The organism is Alistipes sp. AF14-19 (genome assembly GCF_003461645.1).
Lineage (GTDB): Bacteria > Bacteroidota > Bacteroidia > Bacteroidales > Rikenellaceae > Alistipes > Alistipes shahii.
In genome coordinates this window covers 1-15,463 of the sequence record NZ_QTXM01000025.1, presented here as the reverse complement: position 1 = coordinate 15,463, position 15,463 = coordinate 1, and the positions used below count along the sequence as shown (strand labels likewise).

Sequence of the window (15,463 nt, the reverse complement as noted above, 5' to 3'; positions counted from 1 at the left end):
TTTTTCTACCTTCTCTTGTCTACTTTTTCGGCAGCAACAGCGTTTACCGAAAATATTTCGCGTAACTCAAAACACAGCTTGCACGCAAGTCCCGAACATGCAATGTCTCAGAGGCTCAAAAACGGGTCGAATAGCACGCCCCGTTGCCGCTTGTTCGCCGGCCAGCATAAAGAGGCGAACTAACTGTTCCCAAAGCCGACTTCGGGAACAAAACAGGTATAAAACGGAGGTCCTCTGCGGTCAATCCATCATGAATGATTGACGTCTCGCCTTTCGAAGCGGAATAGGCCTCGGTTCCGGCTTCGCTATGCAGGTAGCGGGTCGAGCAGAGGTTGATGATGCAGTCGCATTGCTGATTGCCGTTCTGCTGGCGGTGGAGAGCCAGTTGGCGGGAGGTGATGAAGACCGGGCGTAGGTTGGTGGCCATCAGCCGGTCGAACTCCTTGATCGAAAGTTCGGTGAGGGGCTTGAAGTGGCTGATTCCGACGTTGTTCACCAGGATGTCGATGTTGCCCAATGTCTCGAAGATCTCCTGCATACATCTTTTGAGGCTGACGGCATTGGTAACATCCAACAGATAGAAACGGGCACCGGCCTCTGCTGCGGTTTGGGCCCCGAGGACGGGATCAAGGTCGCAGAAGACTACTTGATCGCCTTGTCAGGCAAAGACTTCAACGATTCCTTTTCCGATTCCGTGGGCACCGTCCGTAACGAATACGCGTCTTTTCATGGCTTTCGGATTTTTTCTAGAAAAAAAGTGCAAGCCGGCCGCAGAGACAAAATTTTGTCGTCGATTTTGCAGTAGACGCGCCGGGTGAAGCGGATTCCGCTGGGGATGCGCCTGCAGGGGAGTTGCTTCGAGATTTTGACTGGTGCATGAGATTCCCCGGATCAGCGTAGATAATGTTGCGAGAAGAAAAGACGGATTACCGTTGCTTTCGAAAATGGGGTAAGCATCCAGCTTACAAGGTCCACTTCTCCTATTTAAACATGGGGTCCGGATTCAATTGATACTCTACACGATGAATAAGATCAAGCATCTGTAGAAAGATTTTCGGCTGGTTATCTACCCTTTAGGCACCTGGATCGCAGGACAGTCTCCGCCGGCACGAAGAATAAATTCAGCCGTCTTATGCCTTTGGGCATCATATAATTCCTTTTTGATAGTGCTACGGCAGATGACCACTGTCTCGGAAGTGTCCGTATGCCGATGGATAGGAATCTCTGTGTCACACATCAAGACATTGAACATCTTTTGAGAGGAATCTTCGGATGCAATCTTCAGATCATAATTCATCCTACGGCGGGGGGCTTCTGCCTGTTTCTGGATGCTGTCAATAGGTTGCTGTCAAGTCGCATATGTTAGAGATTGTTCGGATCCCAATCTGCTATTTAACAATCGCTTCTTTAATGCAATCAACTATGTAATGGACGTCGTCATCTGATACATATGGGCCGGCAGGGAGACAGAAGCCAACCTTGAACAGATCTTCCTCAATACCATTGGTGTAAACCGGAGCATTGGCATATACAGGCTGCTTGTGCATGGGTTTCCATGTCGGGCGAGTCTCGGTCTTCTTGCCATGCATGAAAACGCGAAGAGCCTCGACATTATCGTTCGGCTGGCAATCTGTTGTTGCGCTTTCAACAGCATGAATTACTCCGGCAGCACCTCCGACTGCTGTTTTAATTACCTCCTTATATGCATTCTCCTGTCCCTGGATATGAACCGACGGGTCGAGTGTCGCTGCACAGAGCCAGAAGTTTCCATCGAAACGAGGATCTTCCGGCTGCTTGTGGATGTGGATACCGGGTATATCAGCCAACAACTCCTCGTATAATTTCTGTACATGCTTGTGGTGAGCGATATGCGAGTTAAGTACGGTCATCTGACCGCGACCAATACCGGCACATACATTCGACATACGGTAATTGTATCCGGTAGCAGTATGCTGATAATAGGGATATGCATCACGGGCCTGAGTAGCATACCACATGATTTCATTTGCCTCTTCTGGATTCCGACAGATAAGTGCACCTCCACCTGAGGTTGTAATCATTTTGTTCCCGTTGAAAGAGAGTACTCCGTAGCGGCCGAAAGTGCCGAGGACTTGTCCATCAAAGCGAGATCCCATGCCCTCGGCAGCATCCTCAACCACCGGGATACTATATTTGTCAGCAATCGCCATAATTTTATCGATATGGTATGGCATACCATAAAGAGCAACCGGAATGATGGCTTTAGGATATTTGCCGGTCTTCTCTTTACGGTCAATTATGGCTTTCTCCAGCAATTGAGGGTCCATATTCCATGTCTCGCCCTCTGATCCTATGAAAATCGGTTTGGCTCCGAGGTAGGTAATCGGATGAGATGAAGCACAGAATGTATAGCTCTGTACCAATACCTCATCTCCGGCCTTTACGCCACACCCGATAAGAGCCAGATGTACAGCTGCTGTCCCGGCAGAAAGGCAGACTACCTTCCTGTCAAGCGGCTGACTGCCATCGCTCTTGCTATTGGCAAATGCTTCCAGATCCTTTTCGAAGGCATTCACGTTCGGTCCCATGGGAACCACCCAGTTTGTGTCAAAGGCCTCTTTGACATATTTCTGTTCCCATCCCTCTTCTGACATGTGAGCCAGACAGAGATAAATCGTTTTTCTTTCTTCTGACATAATTTTGATTTTATGTTTGGCGTATTAGTTCATAGTTATCAGATATATACAGCGTTGTATTGTTCGCTATACTTCCTCTCCTGCAAACTTAACCTTGAAATGAAGTACGGTTGCTAAGATTATTTCAATGTCCTTGAGGAAAGAATAATGTCTATAGTAGTAACAGTTCAGTCGAACCTTATCCGGATAAATTACGTTGTCATTATACTCTGTAGCAATTACCTGCATTGGGCGAGAGTCTCCTTCAGCCTGTTTTTTCTTTACATATTCGGATATCATTTCATCTTCCAGACGGTATTTCAACGTTGCAGGACCTGTTATTCCGGGACGGAGCTTGAGTACATCACGGTCGGCACCTTCGAGTTTGTCTGCATATCCGGGGACATCCGGGCGAGGGCCAACAAAGGACATATTTCCAATCAGTACATCCCACAATCCCGGTAGCTCGTCCAATTTATAGTGGCGCAGCGTTGCTCCGAAAGGCGTGATTCGAGAGTCGCCCGCAACGGATACAGTTGAACCGTTGTGATTGACAGTCATAGTACGGAACTTATGGCAATTGAATAGTTTCCCGTTTTTACCGACACGCTTTTGGACGAAGAATGCAGGGCCTCCAGGCATTTTAATTTTTACCATGATGGCTACGATGAGTAGTATGGGCCATAAAAAAAGAAGACCGAGAAATGCTACGGCCCTATCAAAAATCCATTTCAGTACCATATTATCAGTTTTCAAGATTTCGTTTTTGCTAGGCTAAAAAACTGTGTAGGCTTTTATCGTTTATTATTTAGTCCAAATTTACTTTTTGAAAGAATATCATCCGTCTTTTCTTCAAAGACTTTCATTACAATTGCTATTTCTGTCCTTCTTCAATTTGGCCAGATACTTTGTTTATGTAATTAATATGCTTTGAAACAATTAGATATATCCCATTAGAACTAATTCTGCTCAATGCATTTAGATGACCATTCTTTGTCCAATAGGTCAAAGGGATAACATCGAATTTAGCACACTCTTTCTCTTCCCTGATGCTAGCAAGGGGGTCTCATTCACATATGTCACCTTTATTTCGGCATCTTTTCCTACATAACTTTTCAGTACTTTGAGCATCTCTTTTTCGCGATGATAAGTGTCGCTTGTACAATTAATTTTCATTTCGAATTCTTGTGGTGCATGCTGGATGAACTGCCATTGTAGCAAATCGGAGTATTCCCACATCGCATTTATTATTGTTATAGGAGAAAGCAGATCCCCGTTGGTTGCTGTAATAAAATCCACTCGTCTGTCTTCAACCCTCTTCAATACTTTACCGTGGATTCCGCATTCACACTCGTGAGACATTACACCAAGGTCTCCTGTATCATATCTTATCATAGGCATGGCCTTGTTATAAAGATCTGTTACCACGATACGTCCAAGCTTTCCATCTTCTACGGAAATATCCTTTTCCAAGTCTAAAATCTCAACATAGAAGCTAGCTGTATTGATGTGATATTCCGTTCCTAATTTACATTGTTGAGAGATAAGTCCACACTCCTGGTTAGAATAGCGCGATATCACCGGACAACCGAATAAGTCTTTAATACCTTGGCGTGCATCATCAGGAAATGATTCAGACATAGTGATGAAACATGCCACCCTTGCCTTTGTTTTACGTCCTGTGCGTTTCATCCATTGGTACAAAGCTGTTATTGATGAGGCATAAGCCAAGATACTTTTTTCCTGATAATCATTTTCTAGTTTTTCAAGAAATCTTCAAGGCTCTCGTCTGATAAGTTATCACTTGACTGCATCACCATATTTGTTAGAAGAGTCTTTAGTTTGCTTTTCCTGTTAAGATGATTCCAGACTCTTATGTAATAGAGTCTTGTGCCAAGATGAAAGCCTGCAAGATCTGAACAGACTAGTAAGTCAGCTTGCGCCTGCAAGCGTTTTCCCGGGTCTTGCAACACTGCAAATGGAGTGCCGGTTGAACCGGATGTTGTCTCACGATGTAAAGGTTTTCCTAACCAACTTTGCGCTATGAAGTTATTTCCTCCGGCTTTAATAATGCTTTTATTTACAATTGGCAGTTCTTCAAACTTGTAATTAATGTATTGCTTATAGTAAGGGACCTCTTGTGTTGCCCATCTCACAAGGGCCTCACGCTGGTAGATGTTCTCCTCTCCAGTTTTAAATCCGTTGCTTACTTGGTCATAAGCTTTTTTAATTTCCCCCCCCCAAGGAATTTGTCTTTTAACCAGAATACTTTTGCGCATAGTGTCATAATAGTTGTATAATATGCTCTTATTTTTCTATCTTTATTTTTGGTAAAAACTCGATATAGTAATAACCATTTTCTAAGGTTTTATGTATTTTTATCTCATTTGAAGCTTTGGCCGAAGCCATAGAGGCATAGTTTTCAGATGAGATGGATCCGAACATGCGCAAATCTAAATGTTGAGATACCTTTGTCATTGCAACTCCCATTAATTTTGCAATGCCACGGCCTTGCAAATCTTTGTGTACCATCTTTCCTCGAAAGCATTTCCCATTCACAAATGCTCGCAGGAAGAAATAGCCTACGAGCTCGTTGTCGGATAAAACCAAAAATGTCAAGAATGCCTTATTATTCACCACCTTCCTGACCGCTTTCTCATCAAATTCATGAGGTCGAAAGAATTTAAAAGCTCCTTCGGGTTGCTCTCTAAAGAAATGCACTAAAATATCTACATCATTGTTCGTTGCCAAGCGGATGATATACTTTGGGCTTATACCTTCCAATATCTTATTAACTTTGGCTAATTGTTTCTTGTGTAACATATAGAATAGAGACGCGTTTCCCCATTCTATTGCCTCCCACAAGAAACTGAATTTGTCTTTTATTATATGTGCTAATTTGTATAACATTTTAGTTGCTTATATGCAGTATTTCATTATGATATTGTATGTATGTTGTACGGTATAGTTATTTAAATAGAATTGGTAGCCGTTTTCTCCCATTTGCTTGATGTCTGAGTTTATCATTTTGTTGAGTTTCTCGGTAAAAGTATTCACATCGTTACTTGGAGCCCAAATACCATAGCCATTCTTTTCGGCAATGCTACCTGTATCGCAGTTTGGATCTGTGCATGCAAGGATAGGCTTACGGCTCATTAAATAAGATAATAGACGACTTGGATAATTAGGAATTGTAAACCGATAATCCAGAAAGATCAATCCTACGTCACATGCTTCAGTCAAATAATAGTAGTCCTCTTTGGGTAGCCGCCTAAAAAGAGATACGCTCTGTGGCTTCTCTTCATTCACAAATTTCTCCAATTTGTTGTATTCAGTACCATTACCTACCACAAGAAAATGACAATCGGTTCGGTCTTTGTTGGCTCGAAGGCATTCAATTAGAAACGGAATGCCTTGAGGTTTTCCAAGGTTCCCACCATAGATGAAGATTGGACAATCGATAGGTAGGTTGTACTTCTTGCGAATCTCGACTCGTTGTTCTTCGGAGAGTGAAATCGATGCAACAAGATTGCAACTGTTCGGACAAATCTCCACTTTTTCAGGTTTGATTTCGGGATTATGAGCCAATATAAACTTTACATTGGCCGGACTCATGCAGCCAATCACATCCGAAATGGCATAGAGTTTTTTCTCTTTTTTGCGGAATGAACGGTACAACATACCCTTCAGCCCATTCTTTTTAAGTAGCCCCAGATCTACAGCATTTTGAGGAAAGATGTCCTTCAGCATTAAGTACGATACAGCCTGCGGGTTTTGTCTCTTTGCGTATTCTATCACTTTAGCAAACGTGATGGGTGGGGTAGAGTACAAGATGAGGTCGAATCTCACATGGCCAAGATACTTCTTTAAGGCCGCTTTAAACTGTGCTTCCAACATAACCTGCCCAAGACCTTTCTCAATAATATTAGTTTTCTCGACGTTAAGAGTTTGTACGCCTAAGATATGTATACCAGCCTCTTTAAAGAGAACAGTCTTTCTACCAGACCTTCGTTCAAAAGGCATCATTACATATACCTCGTGTCCTTCATCATAGAACCTACGTGCCAGATCTGTATATATGCCATTTGCCGAAATTTTCAGCATCTGGTTTGACATTGTCAAGAACAATACATTCATATATTTTTATGTTTTATTTTCATTGTGGTAACTTCCTCCCAACGCCAATGATAAACAGTCAAAACACGAGTTTTTATTATAGGAAGTCTATCAATAGCCAAGGCCTCTGATTTTGTGTTCTCTAAACTTTCTCTGCTGTTTTTTGCTTTTCTGTGATGCGAAATATTACCGTAAACAATGTGTCTCTGAATAGAAGAAATCGGAGGAATACCCTGTTTACAAGAAGCAAATCTATTGATTTCTATGTGTTTATTTACTTGTTAAGTAAACATTCGTATAGGTCAATATATTTATCGAAGCACTTGTTCTTATCGAAATGTTCTTCTGCCCGTTTACGGCAGGCTGTCGAAGAAAGAGGCTGCTCTTTCAGATTTATAATAGCTTTTGCCAAAGCTGCCACATTCCCTTGCTCAATTACAACCCCCGTCTTCTCATCTACAGCCTCTGATGCACCACCCGTACGATAGGTTATTATAGGAATACCACATGCTAAAGCTTCAAGATTGACTGTTGGGAAGGTATCGGCATATGTAGGGTTGATGAGAACATCTGATTCAGAGTAGAGTTGTGCCAATTCTTGCGCGGTCTGTGTCCGCAGGATGCCATGAATGCCTGCTGGAAGATTCTTTACTTGATCAGTAGAGAGACCTACCATCGTAATCTTATACTCCTCCTTTGGTAACATCTCTCGAAGTTTGTAAATGTCTAATTCTCCTTTATATGCCATCCATACATTCGAAACGGCAATAATGCGAAAAGGACGGTTGAGGGGTGATGATTGAGTGTTGGATGTTGTCTGCTTGAAGACAGACAAATCCACACCATTCTTTATTACCTCAATGCGTTTATCCTTAAGGAATGATTTTTTCACGAGACTGCTCATCCAATCTGAGCATGGCACGATAGTTAGGTTCTTGCATTTGCTAAAGAGGCTTTTTTTTAGCAAAAAGTTCTCACGAGAGCGATCAACAAATCTATTCCTCTGTACGCATTTGCCACATTCCGTTTGCCACTTCATGCAGTTCTGCTGGACGAAGTGATAGCAATGACCGGTAAATGCCCAGCAATCGTGGAATGTCCATACCACCTGTATCTCAGTCTGGTTGAGGTATTCAAATAGGATAGCATAATTTAGAAAATGGTCGTGGATGTTATGTAATTGCACTACATCTGGCTTTATTTCGGTTATCCGACGAACAAGAGCCTTTGTGGCTCTATCGGAACTACGCCCTTCCATATCCAGTAGATAGTTGTAGGCAAAGTGGATGTAGTTATCCATCTTTGAGCCTACTTTTACAAGATTGCTCTTGGAAGTGGTCATCTTTCGTCCATATGCTATGTACGAATTCCATCCACGTTTCATCGCCGACTGTCCGATAGCTTCTGCTATCTTTCCCGTTGAACCCCAGTTAGCTGTTACGTTAATCTGTAAGAGTGTTGGCATATTATTTATATTGCTTTAGAACAAGGACCATGCGATATTGAACAATCCCGTCCTTTCTGGAGGTCATCGATTAATAAGAGAAGGTTTTTGGCTGCATTGGCTGGAGACCAAACATCTCGCATATTCTCATAGCCCTGAATTGCGATTTGCTTTCTTTCTATTGGATGATTTAGTAACAATTCTACCTTTTCAGTAAGTGAAGACAGCGCCTTTTCATCTATTTGGAGTTTTTCCCCTATAAAACCTGAATCCGTATTTGCACTCTTGAATGTTATGCCAGAAACTCCATCTTCAACAAGGAACGGAATAGATCCAATACCATCGGAGCCCACAAGTATACATCCGTTGCTCATAGATTCATTGGAAACTGCACCCCAGCCTTCATTTCTATCGGATGTAAATAAGAATATCTCATGCTTGCGCATTTCTTGAAGTATTTTTGCATTCGGCATGTTTCCCTTGAATGTTATCATGTCTGTGACCCCTAAGTCTGATGCGAGTCTCTTGGCTTCTTTAAGTTTCTCACCGGAGCCGAACATGTCGAGAGAGAAGCGATAGCCTTTTTCCTTGAGTCGTTTTGCCATTAAGATAGGTAGTTCCGGATGTTTCCATTTCAGAAATCTACTGCACCACATAAGTGATGTAGTTTCTGATGAACGAACATTTTGTGACGCTTTAACGTCAAAATTTTTATCCACTGTGGTGAAATACCCCCACTTGTAACAACGATTCTTGTAAGTATGCAATTTATATTGATCACTTGCCCCGAAAGCGCTTGCGCATAACTTGTAAAATGGCTTTCTCCAGAACAGAATACGATAGTAGCATAATGATTTGATGAGTCTTGGAGAAAGTAGGTTAAGCCAACCTCGTTTCAACCAACGCTCAGATACTTCAAAAGAAATCTTGTCTGTGTTTTTGGCGCGAATTACTTCAAGGTACAGCACCTCCGGACCACCAAAAAGAGCTACATCTGCAGTCTTTGCTAACTCTATCGCCTTTTGCCGATTTTCTTCATTTTCCCAGGCCCTCAATACATATGACACCTGCGAGTAGTCGGTATAACCTCCTTTCTTTAGCCAGTCGTACATCGGAACAGTCTCAACGAAGATGTAATCAATGCCTTCCGTTGAAGCCAGTTCGTCTGCAACAAGTTTCTGATGGTGATTGAGAAAATTGGAGAAATATGCTATTATCATATATTACAAGCGGATTTTATCAATTTAGCATAATTCTTAACCATACATTCGGTTGTAAAATGAGTATAAGCAAAGTTATAGGCCGCCTCGACATTGTTTTTGTTAAAAGATGGATTATCCAATAAACTGCAGACCACCTTGAAGTAAGCATCGGCATTGTTACTTTCAACTAAATGGCCATATTTCCCGTTGTCTGTTATATCTATAGGACCACCTGCTCCTCTCCAGGCAATGATAGGTTTCCTTCTTAACATGCCCTCAACCAAACTACGGCCAAAACCTTCTGTACGTGAGAATGATATCAGGATATCAGTTTCTGCAAAGAGATTTTCCCCTGATACAAAACCGCAAAAATTTATATATGGTTTTATTCCGAGAATCTTTATCTCATGCGCAATCTTTGTCTGATATTCGTTATCACCATCAGGATCTCCATACAAATTTAAAATGGCATTAATGCCGTGATCTCGCAAAAGTTTTATCAATCTAATGCCCTCAATCTGATTTTTTAAATCGGATATAAATCCCATTGTGCTGATTCTCAGATAATCCTTTGAGAGATCTTTATGAGGGTAGTCAAATGCAGGCATTGGTAATCCATTATGAATGAGAGTTACTCTATTTTCTGGCATACCGCATTGGATTAATAAGTCTGTTTGCTTCTTTGAAATACCTACAGCAAAATCAATACAATGGTGTTTTAATTTCTGGATAATAATTTTACTTGCAATACCTTTATCTTGAAAATTACCACCTCTGTTAATGTAAATCTCATTTATATGTTTTGATGGTATTAACGACAATAGAGCAGATGTAACAGGCTGATTTGTAATAACCCAGGTGTCTCTGTCTAAGAAGGGCCTTATAGTTCTATATAAATCTAGAATAGTATAGAGAGTCTCACAAACCTTATTTTTGGACATTGTCCATACGGATTTCTTAGTTGTCTTTACAATAACATTCAAGGGAAAGTCTGTTGTTGACATTTCGCTACCATTGGGGCATACAACTATTATTTTAAACTCAGAAAAATGACTTAGGCCCTTGACAATTGATATCGTACTTTGAGGAACTCCTCCTCTATTGTCAATGAACTCGCTTGGAAATATTAATGTTTTCATTTATAATGATATATCTATACATGATTGCACATAAGATACAGTAGAAAATAGAGTTTATTCCAATAATAAATCTTGCATTGGTAATAAAATCATTAGCAAACATTGCCATTGTAACAATAAATAAGAAGAGATATTTTCCTTTAAATTGGAAAGCCCAGTTGAGTAATTTAATGTTAGTAATGAGATAACATAAGCAGCCTGCGATGCCAGTTGTAATCAGAGAATGAGAGAGGAAACTATGCTGAATAGCTGATGGCTTTCCGATGAACAGAAATGTAGATCCTTCAAACTCGAGCATATGCTGTATTGGTTTTACGTTAATGCTCATAATTCGAGAGTCCCAAAAGTCATTACCAGCGCCATTTATCTTCTCGCTTAAGTAACTTTGACTGTATTCATAAAATGAAGAATCTACAAAAGTTAAAATATACTTATAAAGTATGGGACCTATGATAATTAATAATGAAATTGCAAATATCTCGGATCCATATACTTTCTGGTGTGATAAGAATCTGAATAATAAAAAGCTAATTACGAGCATCATCATAGCATATCTACTTGAACAAAATACAATAATGACAGCCATAATTATAATACCAAGCAGTACGTATGATTTCAATAACTTTGTATAATATAGAAACTCAAATAAGATTGAAAATAATAAAGCTGTGAATGCAACATTATTACGTCCATATCCGAAGTCTAGAGTCGCAAGATTCTCAGAGTATGTTTCCTGCATCATTGTCCGATAATTGAGCAGGAATACAACAAGGAAAGCTGAACCTATTACAATAAGTTTCTTTATATCTTGTATGGATTTAATATTATTGGATAATGAAAAATATATGACGACCCCCCATAAGTAATTTCTAAAATAGTTGATAAATATTGTATTTGTTAAATCCCCATTTATAAGTGCTGCGGCAATCATAAATGGGACATATATTGCGGTTAATGTAAAAAAACGATCTGTTAACCATTGATGAGTTATAAACTTATATGACGATATTATTAATAAAAGTGCACATGCTATATCGGCGTATGTAATACCTGCAGCAATACTATAATAACTGCCAATTAAAGCTCCGACAGATAATGCATATACTAAGAATTTCATGCGTACTTTATTTTTTCTTGAATAAAAAGATTGACATAACATCTTCTCTTGAAGGAAGAGTATAGAAGTCTTTCATAGATAATTCTGTAATTCTTGTAATGTTTATCTGTAATAGGAAGGCCGTTGTAAAGGTTACTAATACAGTAACAACAGAACATCCGATAACGCCAAACTGAGGTATGATAAAATAGTTTAAAATAGCGCTTAGAATTATACCTATAACAAGATTCTTCATGATGCTTAATGGCGAGCCTTGTGATGATAAGATTCCGTAGCTAACTTCTTTTGCCCCGTTCGCAATCATTGTAAGTGCCAATAATCGGAGAACAGGGGCGGCTGTTTGGTATTCTGTACCATATAATATTCGGATAAAAATAGGGGCGAAAATGATTAGGCCTATTGCCAATAACGTATTTACAAAGGCTAATAGGAGGGAGACTCTTCTGACCTGTAATTTAAGTTCTTTCCCCTTTACCAGACTCCATTTTGAATAAAGGAGAGGCCCGACCGAAGAGGCTATTACAGTGCCTATAATCAATAAAGAATTTGCTCGACTATAATAACCAACATTTAGGAAGCCTTCCGATATGGAGAACCATGTTAAGAAATATACAGGGATACTCGTTAGAATAAGTGATGCTATATTATTGCCTGCTAGTTTGACGCCCCATTTTACTATGTTATAAAACAATTTTTTATCTATTCCATCTTGAAAAGAAAAACGTCTATGAAAATAATGGTAAAGAATTGACAAGGACAAGATGCTTCCAATGCCAGACAAGGCGAGAAGGAACCCTACATTCAACTTATTCCAGATAAATAATGCAACTAATAGAATAATAAAGGTAAATACTTTTGTTGAATATTTTACTACTTGGTTTTTTACAACATCCATTTTTGCCAAAAGGACAGGTGTAAAGATATTGTTCAAAAGCAAAGCATTTGTTCCCAAACAAAATAGAGTAATACACCAAACATTTTCCTTCCCAAAGTAGTCTGGCTTGAGCATTATTATTGCAAATAATACTAAACTTGCAAAAGATGCAATTGGGATCGTTGCATTTATGGTTGTAGATAATACCTTTCGTTCGTCAACTTTCAATGCATTTATAAAATAAATACAAGACTGACCAAGTCCTAATGCGCAAAATGTTGCAAATAGATTTTGTGTTGTAATGAATATCTGGTATCGTCCGATTTCAGAAGGGCCTAATACTCGAGATTCAATAACGTTTATTAACATATTGAATATAATAAGGCCCAAAGATGCAGCTATGCTAAAAATAGTTGACTGCTTAAAGTTCATTTTTTGATATGGTAATAGTCAAAAACCGCTTTTATCTGTCTGTCATTTCCTCCATTTATGACATTGATATTTTGCAATGAGGATGTCTCATCTATATCTAACGGTATAAATAAACTATCGAAGTGAGGTGTTGGAATATGCTCACACAGCGTACCTTTGAGCATGGTCATTACTTTGAACCATACATCATCTGCATGAGGGCATAATTTTAAGAATAAGTTTTTATTTGTCATATCCTCATGATAGCAATGAGGAGGATAGATAATACCAGATACTCCCGTTGGGAAATTGTATATATCACAACCTTTTGCACCTCTAACTACCCACTCAAGATAAGGTCTTGGTGAGCCGTCTTCGTTGAACAAGATATAATGACCTCTATAAAAATAAATCTTGCTAGAGTCTTTTTTGTAAGCACGATATAAACGCTCAACGAAATCAATTGGATATATGATATCGTCATCGACAGAGATGATTACAGCATTTGGAAAATTGATAAGAGCAGGAACGAGCTTTGTGTATGATTTTATATCTTCACACAATCTAATCTCAAGACCTCTTGCCTCTTGCCTATGGAGTGCAATAGGGATACTCTCATATGTATTGTACGCAGTCTGATCAAGCCATAATATAATCTTATTAGGTTTTATTGTTTGATGAAGCAAACTTTCAATTGTCAGATATAATAATTGAAGTTTATTTCCGTATGATGTCAAAGAAATTATTAGTTGGCCTTCAGGATATGATTCATCTGTAGTGCCTATTTCTTGGGAGGTTAAGTACAGATTATGATAATTTTGACGTACTACTCCATTGTATATTTTATTATCAATATTTGATAACTTGCCGTATAAGTTCTTGATTTTTTGAAATATTGGCATCTTAATCTGCTTTTATAAATGTATTGTAAATAGATTTCTCTTTTGCCTTAGAATACATCTCTTTGTTCTTAGTTTTTATCAATTTTGCAGGATTCCCGCCTATTACAGAACACGGAGGAAAATTCTTAGTAACTACGGAGTTTGCGGCTACGACGCTCCCCTCTCCAATTGATACTCCTGGACAAATAAAAACTCGAGCTCCTATCCAACAATTTTCTCCGATAACAACAGGCTTCAACGATAGTTCTTCAGCAAATGGGAGAATTTCCGAGTCATAGATATGATTTACCGAAAATATCATTACATCTGGTCCAGTTATAGTTCCAGAACCGATTTCCACTCCACCCTGAGCATTAATGAAGATATTCTCTCCAAGTACAATATTGTCATGAAGAATTAGATTCTCAGTATGCCCTAGTTTGAAATTTGGACAAATCTTTATATTCGTACCGAAATATCTAAATTTAAGTTTTTTTAGCTTGTATTGATTCCAATATCGTACAATAGCCGAATGTAATGAAAGTAACGAAATCATTTATTCACAATAAAAACCTTGATATCCATATTTGACAAACCACTTCCTCTTTGACACTGCGAATGGATCATAAAGCATAGAATGTGGTTTTATGTCTCTTGTAACTGTGATATTTGCGCCAATAATTGAATCATGGCCTATTGTTACAGGTCCAGCCACAACACTATTGGGTGAGATCTGGACATTATCCTCGATTATCGGTAATGTATGTTGTTTTATCTTCCCTGATTTATCAATATATTTACCAGATTTTCCGCCGTTCCCGCCAATAGTTACATTCTAATTTATTTGTACATTGTTACCTATGGACTGTGCTGCTATTATTATATTGAAAGGATGAGGTATTCTTAATGGAATTCCAATAGAACTACAACTACACTCAATATGATATGAGTGATGTAACCTATGTCGACAGAATTTACCTATGCTTGAATACCTATATCTTATTAGAAATAAAACCGAAGTGTTCGGTGAAAAGAGTATCCGAAGAAATAACTTAATCTTGGATCGTAACCCATTTTGTTGATCATTAGCATAAAGGCAATTATAATCTTTCAAAAACGCATTCCATTTTTCCATATTACTATCCTATAATGTATTTCTTTACCGTTGTCTTTGATATTAAATACGTTGCGATTGCGGATATGATAAAGACGATAGAACTAGAGACTAAACAATTCCAAGTTTCTGTTTGGGGAAAGATATATAATAGCTTAAAGAATAGCCAGTGCGTCAAATATATACCGAATGTTAATCCTCCGAGCCTGCATATGAATTTATATGTAGAATCTGGTACTGTATTTATAACCATAGAACAACCAAAACTAATCAGAAATATCCGAGTGTAAATCTTTAATTACCAGCATATTCTAAAATTTAACACTTTTCGGTTGCCATTTGTCGCTTCCCAAATTTCCACATATTTTTGAGACGTATTTCTGACGTGGAGAATTTGCGGGGCTTGTTTTTTGTCACACCGTGCAGACAGTTGACAAGGGTTTACAACCGTTTACGACAAGCGACAATAACCGCCCCGATATGCGGAAACAGTCACACTGTGTAGAAAAGC

General features: G+C 39.1%; 15 protein-coding genes and 1 pseudogene. All 16 read right to left on the bottom strand.

The annotated features are described in order from the left end of the window. Positions 1-115 precede the first annotated feature (115 nt). Positions 116-646: pseudogene (locus tag DWW03_RS14890) on the bottom strand (SDR family NAD(P)-dependent oxidoreductase); the annotation flags it as partial. 420 nt (positions 647-1,066) lie between these two features. Beyond that, on the bottom strand, positions 1,067-1,330 hold the full coding sequence (locus DWW03_RS17105) for a WbuC family cupin fold metalloprotein (RefSeq protein WP_349911831.1): 264 nt from the start codon (positions 1,328-1,330) through the stop codon (positions 1,067-1,069). Positions 1,331-1,388: 58 nt separating this feature from the next. Continuing rightward, positions 1,389-2,675, bottom strand: a complete 1,287-nt coding sequence (locus DWW03_RS14875) for a DegT/DnrJ/EryC1/StrS family aminotransferase (protein ID WP_022062410.1) — start codon at positions 2,673-2,675, stop codon at positions 1,389-1,391. Between the two features lie 66 nt (positions 2,676-2,741). Then, positions 2,742-3,395 carry a sugar transferase gene (locus tag DWW03_RS14870; protein ID WP_022062409.1) on the bottom strand — a complete coding sequence of 218 codons (654 nt, stop codon included), beginning with the start codon at positions 3,393-3,395 and terminating at the stop codon, positions 2,742-2,744. Between the two features lie 264 nt (positions 3,396-3,659). Continuing rightward, positions 3,660-4,346 (bottom strand): phenylacetate--CoA ligase family protein, encoded by a 687-nt coding sequence (locus tag DWW03_RS14865; RefSeq protein WP_147344329.1) that lies wholly within the window; start codon positions 4,344-4,346, stop codon positions 3,660-3,662. Between the two features lie 65 nt (positions 4,347-4,411). Beyond that, a complete protein-coding gene (locus DWW03_RS14860) occupies positions 4,412-4,933 on the bottom strand; it encodes a hypothetical protein (protein WP_118406944.1) in 522 nt (173 codons plus the stop codon). A 28-nt stretch (positions 4,934-4,961) separates the two neighbouring features. Next, positions 4,962-5,477 (bottom strand): GNAT family N-acetyltransferase, encoded by a 516-nt coding sequence (locus DWW03_RS14855; protein ID WP_147344328.1) that lies wholly within the window; start codon positions 5,475-5,477, stop codon positions 4,962-4,964. Between the two features lie 96 nt (positions 5,478-5,573). Next, complete coding sequence (locus DWW03_RS14850) at positions 5,574-6,791, bottom strand: glycosyltransferase family 4 protein (RefSeq protein WP_022062406.1); 1,218 nt, start codon at positions 6,789-6,791, stop codon at positions 5,574-5,576. Between the two features lie 253 nt (positions 6,792-7,044). Then, the gene (locus DWW03_RS14845) at positions 7,045-8,070 is read right to left on the bottom strand and encodes a glycosyltransferase (protein WP_229096041.1); all 1,026 of its coding nucleotides are present in this window, start codon (positions 8,068-8,070) and stop codon (positions 7,045-7,047) included. A gap of 170 nt (positions 8,071-8,240) precedes the next feature. Further along, positions 8,241-9,434 (bottom strand): glycosyltransferase, encoded by a 1,194-nt coding sequence (locus DWW03_RS14840; protein ID WP_022062404.1) that lies wholly within the window; start codon positions 9,432-9,434, stop codon positions 8,241-8,243. Then, positions 9,431-10,555: a glycosyltransferase family 4 protein gene (locus DWW03_RS14835; protein ID WP_118406943.1), complete on the bottom strand. Its 1,125-nt coding sequence runs from the start codon at positions 10,553-10,555 to the stop codon at positions 9,431-9,433. Before DWW03_RS14835 ends, DWW03_RS14840 begins: the two co-directional genes overlap by 4 nt. Then, complete coding sequence (locus DWW03_RS14830; RefSeq protein ID WP_022062402.1) at positions 10,521-11,672, bottom strand: hypothetical protein; 1,152 nt, start codon at positions 11,670-11,672, stop codon at positions 10,521-10,523. The genes DWW03_RS14835 and DWW03_RS14830 overlap by 35 nt, the downstream gene beginning before the upstream one ends. 7 nt (positions 11,673-11,679) lie before the next feature. Further along, positions 11,680-12,978, bottom strand: coding sequence for an oligosaccharide flippase family protein (locus DWW03_RS14825; protein WP_022062401.1), 1,299 nt, complete (start codon positions 12,976-12,978; stop codon positions 11,680-11,682). Beyond that, entirely contained in the window at positions 12,975-13,859 is an 885-nt protein-coding gene (locus DWW03_RS14820; RefSeq protein ID WP_022062400.1) for a hypothetical protein, read from the bottom strand. Before DWW03_RS14820 ends, DWW03_RS14825 begins: the two co-directional genes overlap by 4 nt. A 1-nt stretch (position 13,860) precedes the next feature. Then, positions 13,861-14,394, bottom strand: coding sequence for an acyltransferase (locus DWW03_RS17015; RefSeq protein ID WP_022062399.1), 534 nt, complete (start codon positions 14,392-14,394; stop codon positions 13,861-13,863). After that, positions 14,395-14,589 (bottom strand): hypothetical protein, encoded by a 195-nt coding sequence (locus tag DWW03_RS17100; protein ID WP_349911830.1) that lies wholly within the window; start codon positions 14,587-14,589, stop codon positions 14,395-14,397. Positions 14,590-15,463: the final 874 nt, after the last annotated feature.

Bases quoted from the DNA above. Each gene is read 5' to 3' on its own strand.
- DWW03_RS14875 (WP_022062410.1), bottom strand. From the start codon at position 2,675: ATGTCAGAAGAAAGAAAAACGATTTATCTCTGTCTGGCTCACATGTCA.
- DWW03_RS14870 (WP_022062409.1), bottom strand. From the start codon at position 3,395: ATGGTACTGAAATGGATTTTTGATAGGGCCGTAGCATTTCTCGGTCTT.
- DWW03_RS14865 (WP_147344329.1), bottom strand. From the start codon at position 4,346: ATGAAACGCACAGGACGTAAAACAAAGGCAAGGGTGGCATGTTTCATC.
- DWW03_RS14860 (WP_118406944.1), bottom strand. From the start codon at position 4,933: ATGCGCAAAAGTATTCTGGTTAAAAGACAAATTCCTTGGGGGGGGGAA.
- DWW03_RS14855 (WP_147344328.1), bottom strand. From the start codon at position 5,477: ATGTTACACAAGAAACAATTAGCCAAAGTTAATAAGATATTGGAAGGT.
- DWW03_RS14850 (WP_022062406.1), bottom strand. From the start codon at position 6,791: ATGAATGTATTGTTCTTGACAATGTCAAACCAGATGCTGAAAATTTCG.
- DWW03_RS14845 (WP_229096041.1), bottom strand. From the start codon at position 8,070: ATGGATAACTACATCCACTTTGCCTACAACTATCTACTGGATATGGAA.
- DWW03_RS14840 (WP_022062404.1), bottom strand. From the start codon at position 9,434: ATGATAATAGCATATTTCTCCAATTTTCTCAATCACCATCAGAAACTT.
- DWW03_RS14835 (WP_118406943.1), bottom strand. From the start codon at position 10,555: ATGAAAACATTAATATTTCCAAGCGAGTTCATTGACAATAGAGGAGGA.
- DWW03_RS14830 (WP_022062402.1), bottom strand. From the start codon at position 11,672: ATGAAATTCTTAGTATATGCATTATCTGTCGGAGCTTTAATTGGCAGT.
- DWW03_RS14825 (WP_022062401.1), bottom strand. From the start codon at position 12,978: ATGAACTTTAAGCAGTCAACTATTTTTAGCATAGCTGCATCTTTGGGC.
- DWW03_RS14820 (WP_022062400.1), bottom strand. From the start codon at position 13,859: ATGCCAATATTTCAAAAAATCAAGAACTTATACGGCAAGTTATCAAAT.
- DWW03_RS17015 (WP_022062399.1), bottom strand. From the start codon at position 14,394: ATGATTTCGTTACTTTCATTACATTCGGCTATTGTACGATATTGGAAT.